The sequence below is a fragment of the Candidatus Tokpelaia sp. genome, assembly GCF_008636115.1.
In the GTDB taxonomy this organism is placed as follows: domain Bacteria; phylum Pseudomonadota; class Alphaproteobacteria; order Rhizobiales; family Rhizobiaceae; genus QLZD01.
Genome location: NZ_QLZD01000023.1, coordinates 94,371 through 114,160, shown reverse-complemented (window position 1 = coordinate 114,160; position 19,790 = coordinate 94,371). Strand labels below are relative to the sequence as shown.

Sequence of the window (19,790 nt, the reverse complement as noted above, 5' to 3'; positions counted from 1 at the left end):
TCTTCCCATGGTCTACATGACCAATCGTCCCTATGTTGACATGCGGCTTAGTCCGTTCATACTTGCTCTTCGACATTGCCTTCACTCTCTCTTTTGAAAGCCCAAACAGAAGCCTGTCCTGTAAATATTGCTCTCTGCCGTTTAAAGCGGCGTGTGTCAAATGTCAACAAAAAACATTAAAATTCACAGGAATCGGGACAAATTTTCCGTATTTTGCGGCCATTTCCCCAAGTCAAGACCTATGGAGCGGGTAGCGGGAATCGAACCCGCATATTCAGCTTGGAAGGCTGCTGCTCTACCATTGAGCTATACCCGCCGGCTCACACGCGATCATTTCAACAGGCAAATGGTGGAGGGAGTTGGATTTGAACCAACGTAGGCAAAGCCAACGGATTTACAGTCCGTCCCCTTTAACCACTCGGGCATCCCTCCATTGGAATCCCGGCATAAACAGTAGCGCCGAAGCGAAACAGCACGTCATGACAAAGGCCGCAAAGGCAAATCCCTCGCCAATACCCGGCTGCAGGGCACTTATGGCGGTAAGAACCCTTTCTGTCAACAGCTTAATTGCAAACTCCCGCAATAAATGCCAAATTGGCGGAAATTCCTGTTGCGCCTGATAATTCAAGAGCGCTGAAAGCCTTGTGAGAATATTATATGAAAGAGAAAACGGCAAAAGATTCGCATTATGCCCGCCTGCGGCGCCGGCATCGCAGCAATAAGGCTGAACAACAAAGCGCAGAGCAGCGGCAGCCGCAATTTCGCGCTAAAAAGCCGGCGGCGGAGCAGCTTTGGCTTTACGGCTTTCACACGGTTGAAGCAGCGCTGAATAATCCCCGCCGTGTCCTGCATCGCCTGTTTTTAACCAGAAATGCCTATGACCGGCTACAGCAAAAACAGGACGCTGCCGGCACTTCCTCCCTCGTTGCTGCCGATGATAATCGGGCTTTATCTCACCATGAAAAAACGCCGGCAGCGCAGCCGGGCGAATCAAGATCAAATATATATCCGGCAGAAAAGCTGTGTTTTTCTGTGCCGATTACCATTGTAGAACCGAAGGAATTAGACAGGATTCTTGGTTCACAGGCAGTCCATCAGGGCATTGCCCTGGAAACAGAGGCCTTGAGGCCGCAATATAATGATGATTTTGGCGAATCGTCTCTGATTTTATTGCTTGATCAGATCACAGATCCGCATAATGTCGGCGCCATAATGCGCTCGGCGGTGGCGTTTAACGCCGATTTTTTTATTACCACAATGCGCCATTCGCCGCAGGAAACAGGTGTTATGGCAAAATCAGCTTCAGGCGCGCTGGAAAAAATAACGCATTTAAATGTGCGCAATCTGGCCGAAACACTGGAGAAATTGCATAAAGCAGGATTTCAGACTATTGGCCTTGATTCGGCGGGGGACAAATTATTGGAATCCGCCTTTTCGGGAAAGAAAATTGCCGTTGTTCTGGGGGCGGAAGGCAAGGGTTTGCGGCAAAAAACACGGCAAACTGTCTCTGTTGTAGCGCGGCTCGATATGCCGGGGGCGATTAAATCGCTCAATGTCTCTAATGCTGCCGCCATTGCTCTTTACGCCGCCTGTCGGCATAAGCAGGCCTGAAAGGCTGCGGCTTTCCCTGCCCTGGCCTGCCTGCATAATTCAGGTCTTGAAATTATGAGTCCATTTATCAAAAAAGCCGATGACCAGAAAGCCGGCCAATAAGCCGCCAATATGCGCTTCCCAGGCTATGCCGGCCGGATTACCGGCATAGCCTGTTATCCACTGATCAATAGCTGTCAGGAAATTAAGCGTCACAAAACTGCCCATAACCAGAATTACAGAATGTGACAATAAGGCTTTTTTTATCGATAAAATCGCCCCCGGCACGTAGGATCCGCCAATAGTCTGGAAATCATACCGCGCCGAAGCGCCCATCATAGCGGAAATCGCCCCTGAAGCACCGATAAGTGTGGTTTCACTGTCAAAATGTGCCAGACAATATATCATAGCGGCGATAAAAGCGGTAAAAAACCAGAATAAAATAAAAAAAGTGCCGCCTAAACGATTGGCCAGAGGTGTACCGAAAACAACAAACCACACCATATTCAACCCCAAATGGGCAAAATTGCCGTGAAGGAAAGAATAGCTGACCGCACTTATTTGCGTCATTACATCATGATTATGCAAAAACAGGACAGGGACAAAACCGAAAAAAGCAAAAAATTCTTCACTCTTGCCGGGAGACAGTAAATAAGCGGGCATAATATAAGCCAGGCAACATACTGCAAAAAACACAATAATCACGAGCGGAAGGTTGAAAATCCTTTCTCTTTGCCGCTTATTCCCACTTTTATCATGTAAAAAATGTTTTTGCATAAAGCGCTATTGCTCCCCGCTGATTTGGATTTGTGCCGGCTCAATATATCAAATGCGTGTAGCGCAAGGCCAACAGGCGGAAAAGGAATTTATCGTTTAAGGCAAAGCCCGGCCATGCGCTCAACCTTATTTCCTCCACCCTTTTATGACGCCACTACCCTGTTTCTCTTTATATTTTTGTAAATATGTCACAATGGCAAAAGCCGAGACTTTAATTAAGGACAAGAATTTGCGTTTCATTGACGCCGGCAGCGGTTACAAGCTTGTATAATTCTTTGGCATTGGCAGTTTCCAGGCGCACACAGCCATGTGAAGCCGGCGATCCCAGCCGGCCAATGGCCGTTGTGCCGTGAATAGCATAGCCATTATGAAAAAATATGGCATAAGGCATAGGTGCATTATTATAAGTTCTGGAATGCCACATTGTATACATACGCTGCGGGCGGTAAGAGCCGCCAGGCGTTTTATAGCCTGCGCGTCCTGTAGAAATTTTCCATATATATAAAACCTCACCGTCACGATGCACGGTCATTATCTGTTTTGCTATGTCGATTTCAACTATAATAGCTTCGCGCGGTGTTTCCGTTTCTGTCGTTTGGAGGCTTTTGCCTGTATTTATCTGCTCTTTATCGCCGCCTTCTCCCAATTCGCCTGAATGAAAACCGAAAATCCCCCATATAGAGAATACCAGGCCGAGAGCAAGCAGATTTTTAATCAATTTTTTCTGAGACATTACTCAACCCCAACTCTTTGCATTCCGGAAATTGGCAATTTTCTGAAGAATCTGAAAACCGGGCTCACTCCCTGACCTTAGCTTTTCATATAAAACTCTAAGGCCTTTTCAAAAATAAAAAAACAATTAAAGAGCAATTTTTTCTTCAATCTAAGAAAATATTAAATATAGGTTAACAGAAATACAGTAATATTTACTTGTCAGACCCCTTGCCTTTCACCGCGGAAGCCATATTTAGGTGATAAATGGCGGGTATTATTATGGATAGCAGAGAAAGAAATGAAAAGAACTCTGGCAGAATAAGGAAATATTGTGCGCCTGGCTTGCCCTTATCAGACTTTTTGCCCCGAAATCGCTTCTATAAAAAGCAGAATCAGTAAGGGAGGGCAATAAATTTGACGGGAAAGAAATATTCAAGCCGGTATTTCATCAATTTGCGGCGGCGTTACAGTGCCGGGGACAGGAGTGCAGGTTACAGGAATAGCGCCGCCACTCAGGCCGCTATTGTCAGCTTTGGCAATCACAGCCCGGCAGGCCTTTTCTTCCGGCAGATATACTGTCAGATGGATAGGATATTTAGCGCCTTTTGTCGGCAAAACGCCAATACCGTCATAAGCAATATCAAAACCCTGATTGGTGCCGTCGATAACAGCATAAGAGCCTGTCGGCACGGCTTCGCCCCCGGCATATTGCAAGGCCGCATAAATATAATCCGATTTGCCGGAAACACCGAAATGCTGGATAACGCCGCTCTGATAGGCCGGCACCACCACAGCGTCAGTTTCAGTAATCAGCGTATCCAGCGGCAGCGAATCCACATCAATACTCAAGCGATTATCGCGATAAGATACTAAATTCGGCACAACCAGGCGGCCATTCCACCCGGTTTTGCCGTAATAAACATTTTGGCTGGCGACACGCACACCAGGCGCGCCGGCATTAACAACCGCGAAAGAATCATAAATCTTGTTGGAGGGCATAATACTTTTATCGGCAATAACCAGGGCACCGTCCATATCGATGGTAGCGCGGTAACGTTCGTCTACCTGCTCAACCGAACCGGCAAAAGTTGCAAAACGGCTGCGATAATTACCGGAAGCGCCGCGCTGGTCGTTAAGTGCCCCGCCTTCAATATCACGCAAACTCCAGCCGTAATCGCCAATATTGCTGCCCATTTGGCGTGTCAGGCTGGAGCTGATATTCGTGCCGCCGTGATCTGTCGTGCTATCTACCGAGGCAGAATATTTCTCGCTCAGGGTAACCGTCATACCGGCGAAGAGGCTATAGGATTTATCATGCCGTAAATCCTGAAAACCGTTCATATAGCCGTAAATGCGGCGGCCGAAATTGCGCGATAAGGAAAAACCGGCATAACGCGACTCCGCCTCGCCCCGTCTTTTCGATTCCGTATACGTAAAGCTGAGAGCAGCCGGGTCAAAAAACAGCGGCACGGAAAGCGCTATCTGATTGGCGGTTTTCGGAACCTGCGAATCACGATAGCGGCGTCTTCTCCGATTTTTCCTTTGATCGGGAGAAACAAATTCATCATAAAGCGTATCGGAGCCGTAATAATCCATATCAGCATAATCAACTGCCGACCTGTCGGCCGAAACAGAGACAATATCATGATAATCGCGCGAAGCGCCCTGAGTCCGCGCCGTAAGAGAAAATCCCCATTTTTGTGCCTGAAAGCCGACTGAATATTGCGAACCTGTCTGGCTTTTATGAGAGCTGCCGCTGCCGGCCAGGGCAAGCGTGCCGAAATCCCACAGGCTGAATACGGTGCCGGCACCGCCATTGACAAAATTCTCACCCGCTTCGGCATGTCCCTCCAGCGTTATATTATTGCTCAGGCCGTAACGCGTTGTGCCTGTGGCATAGACCTTATCGTCATAATCACCGGATTTCGTGCCGTAATTACGGCGCGGCGTCCCCACCTCAAACGAAAAATCCCACAGATTTTTGGATAGAAGCTCAGAAGAACCGAAGAAAGAAACAGTCGTTGTCGTTTCACGCCCCTGGGCGTCACGCACCACCAGCTTCGCCTCATTATTACCTGAAACAACAGGCAAATCTGTCAGATTAAACGGCCCGACAGGAACATTTTCTGTCGCCCTTTTGGCATTGTTAATATAAAGATCAACGGCAGAAGGAACCGCAGCCGAGCCGGAGAAATTGGGCAAAGGCATGGTGACCAGATCAGGCCGCAAACCGAAATTACGGCGAATCTGGGCTCCCCCCAGACGGACAGAACGGCTCCACGGCAGACTGCGGGTGATAAGATCACCGGCGCGGTAAGTTACCAGCCTTTTCGGATCGGAATAAGACCAGTAACTATCAAGGCGAACACTTTTATAAACATCATGGCCGCTATCGCTATAGGTCAGCAACTGATTATTATCCAATGAACCGAAGCGGCTGGAAACACGCCCGCCAAGATTGGCCGAAACACCGTTCAAATCAAAAGCTTTGCGGATTTTCTTCTCTGAATTGGAATTGGCATAAACATTATAATTGATAATACCGGCCAAATCCGAGCGCGGCTTACCTTCCATATCGTCCCCCCGCCGCGCTTTTGCCGCCCAGCGATTAACGCTGATTGTATAAGGCGCCAGAGCCTTGTCGCTCAAAGTGGTAAAAATAATAGCCTGTTTTTCGGCGTCATAATCTACGCGTATATCAGACAAAGCAGCAAGATCAACATAATCATCTGCACCAACAGCTTTTTTATCAGCCAGCAGGCCGATAGTCTCCAGCTCACTTTCCTTGATAAGAAAATCGCCGTTTTCTTTCTGCCGAAAGGCAAACATATCCTTGCGCATTTCGCCGTTCACTTCGGCATTCAGGTAAATATCATCATTTTTCCCCGCACCGGTAGAAAGCGCCTCATCAGATAGAGACGGATCGCCGACGCCCTGAGAAATATCAATGCCTTCTGCCTGCGCATTTTTACCGAGAGAAAGCAGGCAGATCAAAATACCGGCAGGAACACTGCCCGCCGAAAAGAGCGCACGAAACACCCTGCAAAATTGTTTAATACGGTTCTCCGTCCCGCTTCCCGCCACTCGACCCAACTCCAGCATTAAATAAAAAAACAAGCGCAATACAAGCTATTCTGCGCTATGTGTCACAAACATTCCCCGTTTTGTTCAAGCTTTCACAAAACGGCGAATTTTCCGGCTATATCCCCCTTACCCTTGCGTCAGCTCTACAATATATTTTTTTCATATGCAACAGATTATTATTTTAAATTGCAATTTTTATTAAGACAATGTTCATAGAGCAATCAAGCGCCGCCACATAAAAGCAAAGAGACGAAAAATCCGCGCGGAACCCTTCGTCTCTTTATGTGTCACTTATATAAAATCTGTCACTGCAGCGGGTAAGTTCCCTCTATACCTTTACCCTCTAAAACCCGTATTTCCTGCGGTTTGCCGCCGCCTTTGGCCGGAACGAAAAACTTGACCTCCGATTTGGGCAAAACATTGCCGACACTTCGGCCGGAGCGGCCGATTTCCGTGCCCCCCGCCCATAAAGACACAGCTCCTATACGCAAAACGGCCCTGGAACCGTTAATCGCCGTAATTTCATAACCGCCGCGCGCGGCCTGAGCGCGGAAAGACAGGCGAGGAGCAGCAGCACCGCCGCCGTGATTGCCGCCGGGCTCCGGCGTGCTGGTAAAAAACACCGGCAGGATTTGCCGTGTTACCACCTCAACTGAAGCCGCCTGCCCTTTTACTCTGGCGCGCACGCGCGATGAAGGCAGCTCATCAATAATCAGACGATAGCTCTCAGTTCCCGAGACGGCTGTTTTAGCCGTGCGGATAACACGGATATTACCGTCCGCGCCGCCTTTAATAGTGATGAAAGGCGGAGTGGCGACCACACCCTGCGCAGGGTGATAGACATCTTTGCCGCCCTTTTGCTCCCAGCGGAAAAGGCGTATCTGCATTTTCACCGGGCGGCGACCCTCATTGCGAATCGTAACAATATCGGCAGCTTTCGGCGGCGCAATTCGAAGCGAGGTTGGCATAACCGTCAAATTCGCCGCCGCAAGCTGGGCAACAAAACTGAAAACAGCCCCCAGAGAAACCAGAAACACAAAGAAAAAACGATATTTCATGATATATCCACCCATAAACAGCAATCACCGGAAAAAATATAAAGTGCAAACACTCTGCTTCTATTTTACCAGATCCGGCACATTTGGCAAAACATATTCACCAGAGAAGCTCTTTGTTAACACGCTTTTACCGCATTTAAACAAATACCGCCCCCTCTGCCCACGCCTTAGGCGACTTCACCCCTTGAGGACAAGAGGCGAGCGAATCTTTATCTCTCTTAAGTCCGGGCGCAATTTGGCATTGCTTTTTCACCGAGCCTGTTACCCCCGGTTTCGGGCCTGTCAACTCCAGTTTATTGTGGCAATAACCGTATCTGTATATGTCCCCGGATAAAGGGTCTCCCCCGTCTTTGGCGGAACCAGAAGATAGACCTGATGCGTATCCGAATCGGCATTGTCAGGGTAAGTGACAGGCCCCAGAACATCATCACTGCCAATAGGCCCCCATAATTGGCTATAAGCGCTATCCCGGTAAATATTATAGGCGATAAGACGCACTGTTCCATCTATATTTGCCGCCAGATTACGGTTTTTATAATCGCTTGTGGCATTTTTGCCCTGATCCAGGCCGATATTATATTTGAGGCTGCTGCCCCCGTTGCAACGGATAGTAAGCGCAATCTGCGCAGATTGCGCCGTATTCAGATTGATAAAAGAGCCGAAATTAACCGCACCGGCCTCGCCATCGCCATTAGCGCCAAAACCGATAGAACAGCCCGCCGTAATTTCCAAAGAAACATTCAAATTTGCTGTAGTATTTTCTGCCCAGGCCGGCCTTTGCATAAAGCCGGCAAAAAACCCGACCACCAGGCAAAAACCAAAATTTGCCGGTTTTTTCAATTTACGCATTTCACTGCCTCTCCCCGTTTTACCTCTGATTACACAATATTTAAAGAGCACTGCAATCTTCTATAGATTTTTTGTCATAAAGCAATAAAAATTATCTTTGAACCGCTATAATGCCGTGACTACAGTAAAATAGCCGTCTTCGCCACCGCTGCCTGTCAAACTTATGGCTATAAACCTCATAATTTAAAGAAAGACTGTTTAAAAACTCCCTGCCCTGCTTGTTTTGCCTCATTTTAAGGCGTAAGCGTAAAGCGCGAAAGCCTGTAACAAAAGGGTAGCAAAATGACCAAAATCAAAGTAGAAAATCCTGTTGCCGACCTTGACGGCGATGAAATGACCCGCATTATCTGGGGTTATATTAAAGAAAAACTGATTCTCCCTTATTTGGATATTGACCTGAAATATTATGATTTATCGATACAAAACCGCGATGCGACAGCAGATCAGGTCACTATTGATGCGGCTGAAGCCATTAAGAAATATGGTGTGGGGATTAAATGTGCCACTATCACCCCTGATGAAGCGCGGGTAAAAGAATTTAATCTCAAAAAAATGTGGAAATCGCCTAATGGCACAATTCGCAATATTTTGGGCGGGGTGATTTTCCGCGAGCCGATTATCTGCAAAAATGTTCCGCGCCTTGTTCCCGGCTGGACCAAGCCGATTATTATCGGCCGTCATGCTTTTGGCGATCAATATAAAGCCACAGATTTCACTTTTCCCGGCAAAGGCAGGCTTTCTATTAAATTTGTCGGTGAAGACGGTAAGGTCATTGAGCATAATGTTTATGACGCGCCGGGTGCCGGTGTGGCGCTGGCCATGTATAATCTGGATAAATCTATTACCGATTTTGCCAGGGCTTCGTTTAATTACGGCCTCCAGCGCGCTATGCCGGTTTATCTTTCTACCAAAAACACTATTCTCAAAGCCTATGACGGCCGTTTCAAGGATATTTTTCAAGAGCTTTATGACGCTGAATTCAAGGCCGAATTTGAAAAACGCGGCCTGTTTTATGAACACCGTCTGATTGATGATATGGTTGCCTCTGCCCTGAAATGGTCTGGCGGTTATGTTTGGGCGTGCAAGAATTATGACGGCGATGTTCAATCGGATATTGTTGCTCAGGGCTTTGGCTCGCTGGGGCTGATGACCTCTGTGCTGATGACGCCTGACGGCAAAACAGTTGAGGCTGAGGCTGCTCACGGCACGGTTACGCGCCATTATCGCCAATATCAAAAAGGGCAGGAAACTTCTACCAATTCCATCGCTTCCATTTTTGCCTGGACACGTGGTCTGGCGCATCGCGCCAAGCTGGATAATAATGAAAAGCTGAAAACCTTTGCTCACAGGCTGGAGAAAGCCTGCATTGATACAGTAGAATCCGGCTTTATGACCAAAGATTTGGCTATTCTGGTCGGCCCGCAGCAAAGCTGGCTTTCTACCACCGGCTTTTTGGATAAAATTGCCGAAAATCTGGCAAAATCTGTGGCCGCGCATTAGAATTTTCGGGTTTCCGCCGCGGCGAGGCAAGTAGAGTTATTGCCTTGCCGCCGGATCTGCCTGAGGACGGGATCTGCCTGACAAAATCTGGGGGCAGCGGTGGTTTGTGAGCTTTTATTCGTATATAGCACGAAAACAGGTTATGTGCTTGCGTGAAAACAGCCGGGGTCTGTCTGCTTTCGGAATGCTTCAGGCTCATTTGCCGGCTTTAGGCGGCAGCGCTTTTTTCGCTGTTTAACGCGCCTGGCCGGTTATGCCGGGAGGTTTGTTGCAGCTTCATTTGGCTGTTGCCGGCGGCTGCCCTTGCCGGTTTTGAGATAAATTGCCTTGCCGATCCAAAGCAAATTTTGGGCTACTGCCTGGCTCATTTTTCTGATTAGCTATGCTGCGGCCTGCCACGGTAAGGGCGCCGGGCATGTTGCGGCTTGATCGTATCTTGCACAGCTCACACGCCCCTGCGGTTTGCACGGCTTACGCGCGCCCCTTCGGTTTGCACGGCTTACGCGCGCCCCTTCGGTTTGCACGGCTTACGCGCGCCCCTGCGGTTTGCACGCTCCGCGCGCCCCTGCGGTTTGCACGCTCCGCGCGCCCCTGCGGTTTCTGACAGGCTATATTCTTGATCGCTTTCGCCCGGCCGCATGGCCTGTTGCGTCTCGGCCGCATTTTCTGATAAAGCTTATATTTTCTTTCTCCCTGTAGTTTCAAAACGCTGCGGACGGCATTTTGTTCCATTTTTCCAAATTTTGCTGCAAATTCCGGTTTTACAAAAGTAAAGCCCTGCTATAATTCTCCTCACCCGCTCTTTGGCTTTCTCCATTAGTGCCAACGGCCAGGCCCGGGCGGCCTATCAAAGCAGGTTTTCCAGATGACAGCAGCAACGCATACCGGCTGGCGCGCCCTTCTACAAGGCAGGCAAGGGCTTTATTGCCTCACTTTAACCGCCGGAATTCTGCTTTATGCGCTCGTCTTGCCTGTCAGTTATACAATTTTGCCGGCCATTGCCAAAGAGCTGAATGCCGGGCTTTATTATGCCTGGATAGCCATGCTCTTTGCCCTTGGCTCGCTTGTCGGCGCCTGCCTGTTAAATCATATTCTGCATATAATGCCGGCACCCATGGCCTATGCCGGTGCCTTATTCCTGTTTGCCGGCGGCAGCCTGGCCTGCGCTTATGCTCCGGTTTTAGCCTTTTTACTGGCGGCATGCGGCATAATGGGTCTGGGCGGCGGGCTTATGGTAGCGCTTACTTATACTATGCTCAATACAGCTCTGCCGCCCGGTCTGCTGCCGCGCAGTATCGGGCTTATTTCCGCCATGTGGGGCCTGGCCACACTTATTGGCCCCTATCTTGGCGGCTGGTTTGAAAATTGGCGCCTTCCCTTTTTTATCATTGGCAGTCTCAGCCTGCTCTTTTGCCCGCTTGCCGCCTTTATGCTCAATATATTGGGCCGAACACAGCAAAAGCGGCAGGGTCGCCGGCCGGAAGCTGCGCCTTTACTGCCTGTTTTTATTCTGACAAGCCTCGTTTTTGTCATCAGCGCCGGCAGCCTGCTGGAAAATTTACAAGCAGAGCGTGACAGCCTGTTTGGCGCCTGCCCGTTTTTCCGCTTTATTATCGGCCTGCTTGCCGGCAATACAGGCAGTCTGGGACTGGCTTTTCTTCTGATAGTGTTTTTGGCTGTTACCGAAAGAAATTCTGCCAAAAGGCTATTGCCGGCCGGCACATTTTCACTCTCTTCCGTTTTTGCGCCGCTTTACGGCATTATTATTTTAAATATGGTCGCCTTGGGCGGGGCGAGATTATACTTGCCGCTATTTTTGCAAAATTTGCACCAGGCCGGGCCAGTCAGCGCCGGCTATCTGAGCTTTGTTGACACTATAGGCTGGACAATCGGCACTTTAATCGGCGCGACCTTCAACACTGCAAAACCCGATAAAGGCAGCAATAAAAATTTCTTTCAGCAAAAAAATCAGGCGGGGTCACTGTTTGTTTTTATTATTGCGCCGCTCGGCTGCATTTTTGGCCTTGGCGGTGCTTTTTTGCTTGTTCCTGTTTTATCAGGCTCTTATCTTGTCCTTGGTCTCATTGGCTGTTCTCTTTTTATAACAGGCTTTTTTTCCGGTATTTTATGGCCGCATATTTTGGCGCGCATAGTGCAAAACGCCGCAGAGGGAGAACAGGAGGCGGCCGGCAGCTCACTGGTCACCATACAGTTTTTCGCCGCCGCGATGGCGGATTGTCTCGCCGGGGCTGTTGCCAATATTACCGGCCTGCAAATAGAGAATACAGCCTCTCTCGCCCATAGCGCCGCTGTGCTTTTTGGCTATTGCCTGCTTTTGCTGCTTATTGTCTTCTTCCTCTGCCTGAGAGTTAAAACCTGTCCGGACTGACAGTCCGGCTGCCACGCGCCAGATACCACGACCAGACAAAAATAAGCAGGCCAAGAAGGGCGAAAAGCGCTCCCACCCAAACAGTTGACGACAGGCCAAAGCCCCGGGCAATAACGGCACCGCCGGCATAAGCGCCAAAAGCATTGGCAATATTATAAAAAGACTGCATTAAGGCGGTTGCCAAAGTACGCGCTCCGGGCGAGACGTCCATAATCCGCGTCTGGATAGAGGGCTGGCTCATAAAATTTGTGCCGACCAGAAATACGGCAATGGCCGCGCTGGCCGGCGCCCCCATTAACATATAGAAAATAATGAAAGTGAGCAGGCTCCACAGCAGCGTAATAAATATAGAAGGCATCAGGCCGAAATGCAGGGCAATGCGCGGGCCGATAAGATTGCCTGCCACCATGCCGCAGCCGAAAAGCGGCAAAATAATTGGCGCCCAGCTATCCGGCGCATGGCTGACAGTAAATAAAATCTCGCGAATATAAGTATAAACCGCAAAAGTGCTGGCCATGCCGACAGCAATAACCATGAGCAGCAGCCATAATTGCCCATTCTTCAGGCCGCGCAATTCAGCCAGCGGCCCGGCCTTTTCAGGCCGGGGGACAGCAGGCATAAATACGGCAATCAACCCGGCCGCCAGCACAGCTATGGCTGAGACCAGCACAAAGGCCAGCAACCAGTTGGCGTGTTCGCCTATCCAGGCCTGCTGGCCTATCCAGGTAACCAGCATAACGCCAAAAATTGTTGCCACTGTCAAACCCAGCATAACTGAGCCAATAGCCCCGGGGCGCCGCGCCGGCTCCACCATGGAAGCAGCAACAATACAGGCAACGCCGAAATAAATGCCATGCGGCAAACCGCTCAAAAAACGGAAAAATCCATAAAGATACGGATTAACAGCCGCCAGAACGCTAAGCAAATTGGCCAAAGCATAAAACAGCATAAAACAGACAAGCAATATTTTGCGCGGCACCCGCGCTGTCAGCACCGCCAGCAAAGGCGCACCAATAACCACGCCCAAAGCATAAAATGAGACAAAATACCCCGCCTGAGTCTCATTTATATGCATAAATTCCTGCACTTCCGGCAGCAGCGCCATAGCAGCAAATTCTGCCGTGCCAATGGCAAAACTGCCAATGGCAAAAGCCAGAAAACACAAATTGCGGCGTGCCGGATTTATGAGAATCGTCTGGGTTGCAGCTTTATTTGCTATCTGCGTCATTATAACTCCATATTTGATAAATTTGCTGTTTTACCAGGGGATCACGCTTTACCGGCAACAAGACATTGCCGCAGAAAATCTTCAACCCCGCAGGCCAGGCTGCCCATTACGGGTTTAATACCTGTAATCTTACCGGAAAATTCTGCCTCATAATACAGGCAGAATCGACCTTTTACAAATACTAAACCAGAAGAACAAAATCTTGCCTCAGCTCGGCCGCCGGGCCGCCGGTTAAAGCTGCGCCGCCATTTCCCGGCTTATCTTGCGGCAAGCCGTCTTCTTATTACAAAATACGATAATTTGCATTTTTCTGCTTTTCGGCTGCGGTCACTAACCGGGCATTAAGATTATCCGGCTATTATTTTTGCAGTCAGGCGAAACAGCTTTCGCTTTGCTGCTCTCCGGCTCAAGGTCTCGCGTACCGGAGCATTTTTCAGCATAATCCAGGGCCGCCCAACAGGCGGCGAGGCCGCATGGCGCTTAACGCGTCTATGCGGCTTTATTTTGCGCCCCTGCCGGCTCAGGCTCAACGCTAAGGCAATAAAGCCGGAAAGTTCACTTGCTATAGTATAAAGCCAATGCCATAAATAGAGACCTGATGAAATGGAAAAAACCGACAAATAAACCCAAAAGCAACAAGCCGCAGCAAGAGCGGAAACGGCCGGCGGCGCTAAAGTGTGGCACCCGGATTACCCCGGCGGAAGAATCGGGTTCCGGCCTTGCCCGACCCAAATCTGCGCAGCAGGGTAAATTTTATTTGCCGGGAGCAATTATCAACCGGTTAAATTTCGGCTCTTTGCCGCGAGCGCTGCGTTTTTGCCTGCTGGCGCTGGTAACGGCTTTGCTCACTTCAGGCCTGGAGCTTGCCCATATTCCCGCAGCTTTGCTGCTTGGGCCGATGATAAGTGCTATTTTATTAAGCCTGTGTGAAATTCGCCTGAAAATTGATTTGCGGCTGTTTACGGCCGCACAGGGTATTATCGGCTGCATGATTGGCCGCGCTATCACGCCTGATATTCTGCATGAAATGACGACTGACTGGCCGATTTTTATCGGCGGCGTGGTTTCCGTCATTATTGCCGCTGCCATTATTGGCTATATTCTGGCAAAAAAGCAGATTTTACCCGGCACTACCGCCATTTGGGGCTCAGCCCCCGGCGGCGCTTCGGTTATGGTGCTGATGGCAGAATCTTACGGCGCCGATATAAGGCTGGTAGCCGTCATGCAATATTTGCGTGTGGTTCTGGTAGCCTTGGCCGGGGCGCTGCTGGCCCATTTTGTTACGCCGGCTGCTGCCCCTGTTATTGCGGCAAGTTTCCCGCCTTTTTCGCCAGGCGGCTTCCTCATTACGCTTTTTATCGCCTTTGGCGGAGCTTTTGGCGCCCGCTATATACTGCGCATACCCGCAGGCGGCCTGTTATTGCCGTTTATTCTCACCGCTATTTTACAAAATACCGGGCTGTTTTTTCCCATTTTGCCGCCCTGGCTTCTGGCAATATTTTATATGATTATCGGCTGGAATATTGGCCTGCGTTTTACCCGCGCCATTTGCCTGCATGCTTTGGCTCTTATCCCTGTTTTGCTGCTTTCTACTTTGAGTCTTATGGCCATATGCGGCATTTTTGCTGTTATTTTGAGCTATGTCGCTAAGGTTGATCTGCTCACGGCCTATCTCGCCACCAGCCCGGGCGGCGCCGATTCTATTTCCATTATTGCCGCCAGCACCAATGTCAATATGCCGTTTGTCATGTCTTATCAAAGTGTCCGCCTGCTGCTGGTAACATTGACAGGCCCGTTTATTGCCACTTCCATGGCCAAATATTTGCGCAAAAAAATACCGCAACCGGCAGACAGGCAGGGATAAATAAAAGCCTGGCCGGCAGCAGGCCTGTTGCTCAGCCGGCTTTTAAATATTTATTAGAGACACTATTCATTATAGTTGTCTTTATTTTTTAGCCGAAATTCATAAACCCTCAGCCGCGATTTTCTTTTTCCCCTGTTTTCCACAATTCGGCCGCCTCTTCGGCAAAAGCCGCAAAGCGCCCGGCCGTTATGGCCTGCCTTATGCCCTGCATTAATTGCTGATAATAGCTCAAATTGTTCCAACTCAGCAGCATAGCACCCAAAGCCTCGCCTGATTTTACCAAATGATGCAGATAAGCGCGGCTGTAATCCCGTGCCGCCGGGCATAGTGACTCCGCATCAAGCGGGCGTTTATCCTCAGCATGACGGGCATTGCGCAAATTGATTTTGCCGAAGCGGGTAAAAGCCAGCCCATGCCGCCCGGCGCGAGTCGGCATGACACAATCAAACATATCAACCCCGCGCGCGACAGATTTGAGAATATCGTCCGGTGTGCCCACTCCCATTAAATAACGCGGCTTGTTATGCGGCAAAAGCGGGCAGACAAGAGCCAGCATATCCAGCATAACAGATTGCGGCTCACCTACTGCCAGGCCGCCAATAGCATAACCGGGCAAATCCATGGCCGCCAAAACCCGGGCTGAACGCTCGCGCAAAACAGCATTATCGCCGCCCTGCACAATGCCGAACATGGCCTTGCCGGGCTGCCGGCCAAAAGCGCGCCGGCACCGCTCGGCCCAGCGCAGCGACAATTCCATGGCCTGCTCTATTTCTTTCGGCGCAGCAGGCAATTTTACACATTGATCCAGCTGCATCTGAATATCGGAATCCAGTAAACTTTGGATTTCAATCGATCTTTCAGGCGACATGGCATAAGAAGCGCCGTCAATATGGGATTGAAAAACAACCCCTTCTTCAGTGATTTTACGCAAAGCGGCCAGAGACATTACCTGAAACCCGCCGGAATCCGTCAAAATCGGCTTTTGCCAGCGGCAAAATTCATGCAGCCCGCCCAGACGCGCCACCCGCTCTGCCCCCGGGCGCAGCATTAAATGATAAGTATTGCCAAGAATAATATCAGCGCCCAGCTCCTCCACCTGGCTCATATACATGGCCTTGACCGTAGCTGCCGTGCCAACCGGCATAAAAGCCGGCGTGGCGACAAGCCCGCGTCCGGTTATTACTTCACCCCGCCGCGCCGCGCCGTCTTGCGCCAGCAGGCTATAGCCAAAATCCCCCGCCGCCAAAACCTGTGTCATAGCAGCTTTTCTCCCTTTATTGTCTTATATTTTGCCACGCGGCAACACGCCCGGGCAGTTAAGCCCTTTTTGCCAAATCAAGCAAACTTGTATCGCCGTAAGAATAAAAGCGATAGCCGGCCTCTATAGCGTGAGCATAGGCTTTTTTCATCAAATCCAGCCCGCTAAACGCTGCAACCAGCATAAAAAGCGTGGAGCGCGGTAAATGAAAATTGGTCATCAGCCGGTCAACAAAACGAAATTGATAGCCGGGGGTGATAAAAATATCGGTCGCGCCTGACCAGGCCGGCAGCCGCCCGTCCGCTGTCGCCGCACTTTCCAGCAAACGCAGCGCCGTTGTGCCGACAGCGATAATTTTACCGCCGCGCTCTTTTACTTTTTGCAGTTTTGCCGCTGTTTCTGCCGTAATTACGCCGCTCTCAGCGTGCATTTTATGATCTTTTGTATCTGCCGCTTTAACCGGCAAAAATGTTCCCGCGCCAACATGCAAAGTTATAAAATACTGCTCTACCCCGCGCGCGGCCAAATCTGCCAGCAAAGCAGGGGTAAAATGCAAACCGGCAGTCGGCGCGGCCACCGCGCCTTCTTCACGCGCATAAACAGTTTGATAATCCTGGCTGTCCTGCGGCGCGACAGCGCGGCGAGCAACAATATAAGGCGGCAAAGGCATGGTGCCAAACCGCATCAACGCTGCGTCCAGCTCCGCCCCGGCTTTATTAAATTGCAGCAGCATATCGCCGGCTTCACCTTTTTCCTGCACAGAGGCGCTTAACGGCTCCTGCCTTCTCTCACCATTCACCGGCTCAAAAAGCGGCGAAGTCGCCGGCGTAAAAATAATCTCCTCGCCCAGGCGCAAGCGGCGTGCCGGCTTGACAAAAGCCCGCCATTTATCCCCGGCTATACGCTGATGCAAATTAACGCCAATATTGGCAATGGCCATTTCACCGGCGGCCGGGTTTGGCTTTTGCCCGGCTCTGGGCCTGTCATCAGCAGGGCGGCGATAGCGCCTGCCCTCCAGCCGCGCCGGGATAGTTTTGGTATCATTAAATACCAAAGCATCGCCCGGCTGCAACAAAAGCGGCAAATCCCGCACATAATAATCTGCCAGCCTGTCGGGCGGGATAATGCGCAGCAAGCGCCCCGCCCCGCGCGGAGAAGCAGGGTGCAGGGCGATATTATTCTCGGGCAGATAAAAATCAAATCTGTCCACTTTCATAAGAATGCGTCCTCAACCACTCTGCCGCCACTCTTTTACAGCCGCTGCCGGCTTTAGCCTATATCAGGCGGCAGCCCTGCCGGCGAGCAGCTACAGCCCCCCCCCAGAGCCGCCCCTTATAAAGGCAAACCGCCATTTAAACCAAACCGCCTGTAGACCACGAAATTCAGGCCTGTCAGCGACCGGTTTGCTGCCTTATTTACCGACCTTATCAGCGGCAATACTGGCTTTGATAATTTTATCAGGCCGAGCTACGGGTTCGCCGCGTTCAATTTTATCGACATTATCCATGCCTTCAATCACTTCACCCCAAACAGTATATTGCCTGTCCAGCCAGGGCGCATCTTCAAAGCAGATAAAAAATTGCGCATTGGCGGAATCAGGGTCTTGCGCCCGCGCCATTGAGGCCGTGCCGCGTCTATGCGGCTTGTCAGAAAATTCTGCCTTTAAATTCGGCTTGTTTGAGCCGCCTTGGCCGGCGCGCTGCGGGTTAAATTCCGCATTATCCGTTTTGCCATAGCGCACATCGCCCGTTTGTGCCATGAAACCGTCAATCACCCGGTGAAAAACAACATTATCATAGGCACCTTCCCGCACCAGCTCCTTGATACGGGCAACATGCGCGGGCGCAATATCGGGAAAAAGCTGCAACACCACATTGCCTTTGCCGGTTTCCAGAACAAGAATATTTTCAGGATCCTGATACGCCATTTTTATCTCCATTATCACTTTTTGCACCAGGCCTTGCCTCACTCAACAGCAAAAGCCCAAATTACACGAATGGCGGGAGGCTCCCCCGCCATGTTGATTGCTTAATCTGCCGGCTCTCCCGGCAAGCCGTAATACTGCCCAGTCACATTTTTCAGGGAGCAAAATCGGCAAGCTGCGCCTTTACAATATAATCCGGCTTGCCTTCCACTTTACCATTATCGGCGTTACTGCCTTTTTTCAACCTGTCAACATTATTCATGCCTTTAACCACATTGCCGACAATAGTATATTGCTTATTCAGAAAAGCGGCATCAGCATAGCAAATAAAAAATTGCGAATTGGCAGAATCAGGATTTTGCGACCGCGCCATGCCTACTGTGCCGCGCTTGAACGGCTCATCGGAAAATTCAGCCGGAATATCGGCATAATGGGAGCCGCCAGTGCCGACATTATCAGCATCATAATGCTGACGATTGCCATAGCGCACATCGCCTGTTTGCGCCATAAAACCGTCAATCACCCGGTGGAAAACGACATTATTATAAGCGCCTTCCTGCACCAGTTTTTTGATTTGTTCAACATGGCGCGGCGCCAGATCAGGGCGCAATTTAATTGCAATAATGCTGTCTTTCCCGGCCGCATTTACTGTCAAAAGCAAAATATTGCCCTTATCACCGCCTTGAATTCCTGCCGCCTGAGCCGCCAGAGCCAGACCAAAAACAGCAAACAAAGCATAAGCAATAAGGCGCAAAGCGCGAAAATTCCTGATATTTCGTGAAAAATAAACAGACATAAAACCTCCCGAACAGAGTTAGACATTAGCGATATTTCTTTGGTCGCAGCAGCAAATAGAGGCAGCGGGCACAGGCCCCACCCGCCGGCCGATAAAAGCAGCAGACCACGGGCAGCGGCGGCGTCTAGGCCAAAGCGAATTTTTTTGTCAAGGCCGGCGCCACATTAAGCGGCACAAACGGCGTAACATCGCCGCCCATAGAAGCAATTTGCCGCACCAAGCTGCCGGATATAAAGCGATTTTCATCTTCTGCCGGCACAAATATGGTCTGCAAATTCGGCACTAATTTTCTGTTCATACCGGCCATTTGCATTTCATAGTCAAAATCCGTGCTGTTGCGCAGGCCGCGAATAAGAATTTGTGCGTTTATCTCCTGCGCTTTTGTCACCAGAAGCGCATCAAAAGCAAGAACTTCAACTCTCCCGGCCTCTTGCCCAGGCAGATTTTGCAGGGCCTGCTCAATCAGCTTTTTCCGCTCAGTAAAAGTGAAAAGCGGTTTTTTACTTTCATGTGTGCCAATAGCCATTACTACTTTTTCCGCCAACTGCAACGCCCCGCGCAAAACAGCCATATGACCATTGGTAATCGGGTCAAACGACCCGGCATAAACCGCTATCGCCATAAGTCACCTCACTTCTCAACCTTAACCCTTCCCTCATTTTAAGCTCTTCCCGCCTCATTTTACCGGCTCTGTCTTACGGCCTGCACCCGCCCGGCGAAGCGCAGCACACACCCTTCGCAATGCCCTGATCGCCAAAA

General features: G+C 50.2%; 15 protein-coding genes, 2 tRNA genes and 1 pseudogene. 4 read left to right on the top strand and 14 right to left on the bottom strand.

The features are described 5' to 3' along the window. The 3 genes and pseudogenes from DPQ22_RS08835 to DPQ22_RS03980 all read right to left on the bottom strand — a co-directional run. Positions 1–76 (bottom strand): annotated as a pseudogene (locus DPQ22_RS08835) (GTP-binding protein); the annotation flags it as partial. A gap of 166 nt (positions 77–242) precedes the next feature. After that, positions 243–316, bottom strand: a tRNA-Gly gene (locus tag DPQ22_RS03985). Positions 317–347: 31 nt separating this feature from the next. Further along, a tRNA-Tyr gene (locus DPQ22_RS03980) sits at positions 348–432 on the bottom strand. A 225-nt stretch (positions 433–657) separates the two neighbouring features. Here DPQ22_RS03980 and DPQ22_RS03975 point away from each other — a divergent pair. After that, complete coding sequence (locus tag DPQ22_RS03975) at positions 658–1,611, top strand: TrmH family RNA methyltransferase (RefSeq protein WP_150213349.1); 954 nt, start codon at positions 658–660, stop codon at positions 1,609–1,611. A gap of 39 nt (positions 1,612–1,650) precedes the next feature. Here DPQ22_RS03975 and DPQ22_RS03970 read toward each other — a convergent pair whose 3' ends face one another. From DPQ22_RS03970 to DPQ22_RS03950, 5 genes are all read right to left on the bottom strand, one after another. Beyond that, positions 1,651–2,253, bottom strand: coding sequence for a rhomboid family intramembrane serine protease (locus DPQ22_RS03970; RefSeq protein WP_190323137.1), 603 nt, complete (start codon positions 2,251–2,253; stop codon positions 1,651–1,653). 325 nt (positions 2,254–2,578) lie between these two features. Further along, on the bottom strand, positions 2,579–3,100 hold the full coding sequence (locus DPQ22_RS03965) for a L,D-transpeptidase (RefSeq protein WP_150213345.1): 522 nt from the start codon (positions 3,098–3,100) through the stop codon (positions 2,579–2,581). Between the two features lie 413 nt (positions 3,101–3,513). Beyond that, entirely contained in the window at positions 3,514–6,120 is a 2,607-nt protein-coding gene (locus tag DPQ22_RS03960; RefSeq protein ID WP_190323136.1) for a fimbria/pilus outer membrane usher protein, read from the bottom strand. A 350-nt stretch (positions 6,121–6,470) separates the two neighbouring features. After that, on the bottom strand, positions 6,471–7,223 hold the full coding sequence (locus tag DPQ22_RS03955; RefSeq protein ID WP_190323135.1) for a fimbrial biogenesis chaperone: 753 nt from the start codon (positions 7,221–7,223) through the stop codon (positions 6,471–6,473). A 282-nt stretch (positions 7,224–7,505) separates the two neighbouring features. Further along, positions 7,506–8,072: a Csu type fimbrial protein gene (locus DPQ22_RS03950; protein ID WP_150213339.1), complete on the bottom strand. Its 567-nt coding sequence runs from the start codon at positions 8,070–8,072 to the stop codon at positions 7,506–7,508. A gap of 282 nt (positions 8,073–8,354) precedes the next feature. On the opposite strand from DPQ22_RS03950, the gene DPQ22_RS03945 reads away from it, so the two are divergent. Together DPQ22_RS03945 and DPQ22_RS03940 are read left to right on the top strand one after the other, a co-directional pair. Continuing rightward, positions 8,355–9,572 (top strand): NADP-dependent isocitrate dehydrogenase, encoded by a 1,218-nt coding sequence (locus DPQ22_RS03945; RefSeq protein ID WP_150213337.1) that lies wholly within the window; start codon positions 8,355–8,357, stop codon positions 9,570–9,572. Between the two features lie 865 nt (positions 9,573–10,437). Then, positions 10,438–11,961, top strand: coding sequence for an MFS transporter (locus tag DPQ22_RS03940; protein ID WP_150213335.1), 1,524 nt, complete (start codon positions 10,438–10,440; stop codon positions 11,959–11,961). On the opposite strand, the gene DPQ22_RS03935 is transcribed toward DPQ22_RS03940, so the two are convergent. Further along, a complete protein-coding gene (locus DPQ22_RS03935; protein ID WP_150213333.1) occupies positions 11,942–13,189 on the bottom strand; it encodes an MFS transporter in 1,248 nt (415 codons plus the stop codon). The two genes, DPQ22_RS03940 and DPQ22_RS03935, sit on opposite strands and share 20 nt — an antisense overlap. Positions 13,190–13,787: 598 nt before the next feature. Here DPQ22_RS03935 and DPQ22_RS03930 point away from each other — a divergent pair. Continuing rightward, positions 13,788–15,053, top strand: a complete 1,266-nt coding sequence (locus DPQ22_RS03930; protein ID WP_150213331.1) for an AbrB family transcriptional regulator — start codon at positions 13,788–13,790, stop codon at positions 15,051–15,053. 109 nt (positions 15,054–15,162) lie between these two features. Here the strand turns inward: DPQ22_RS03930 and tgt are convergent, their stop codons facing one another. From tgt to coaD, 5 genes are all read right to left on the bottom strand, one after another. Beyond that, positions 15,163–16,311, bottom strand: coding sequence for a tRNA guanosine(34) transglycosylase Tgt (tgt, locus tag DPQ22_RS03925; protein ID WP_150213328.1), 1,149 nt, complete (start codon positions 16,309–16,311; stop codon positions 15,163–15,165). 58 nt (positions 16,312–16,369) lie between these two features. Further along, on the bottom strand, positions 16,370–17,527 hold the full coding sequence (gene queA / locus DPQ22_RS03920) for a tRNA preQ1(34) S-adenosylmethionine ribosyltransferase-isomerase QueA (RefSeq protein WP_150213326.1): 1,158 nt from the start codon (positions 17,525–17,527) through the stop codon (positions 16,370–16,372). Between the two features lie 195 nt (positions 17,528–17,722). Next, positions 17,723–18,238: a peptidylprolyl isomerase gene (locus DPQ22_RS03915; protein WP_150213324.1), complete on the bottom strand. Its 516-nt coding sequence runs from the start codon at positions 18,236–18,238 to the stop codon at positions 17,723–17,725. A gap of 151 nt (positions 18,239–18,389) precedes the next feature. Then, complete coding sequence (locus DPQ22_RS03910; protein ID WP_425305142.1) at positions 18,390–18,989, bottom strand: peptidylprolyl isomerase; 600 nt, start codon at positions 18,987–18,989, stop codon at positions 18,390–18,392. A 166-nt stretch (positions 18,990–19,155) separates the two neighbouring features. Next, the gene (gene coaD / locus DPQ22_RS03905; protein WP_150213320.1) at positions 19,156–19,653 is read right to left on the bottom strand and encodes a pantetheine-phosphate adenylyltransferase; all 498 of its coding nucleotides are present in this window, start codon (positions 19,651–19,653) and stop codon (positions 19,156–19,158) included. Positions 19,654–19,790: the final 137 nt, after the last annotated feature.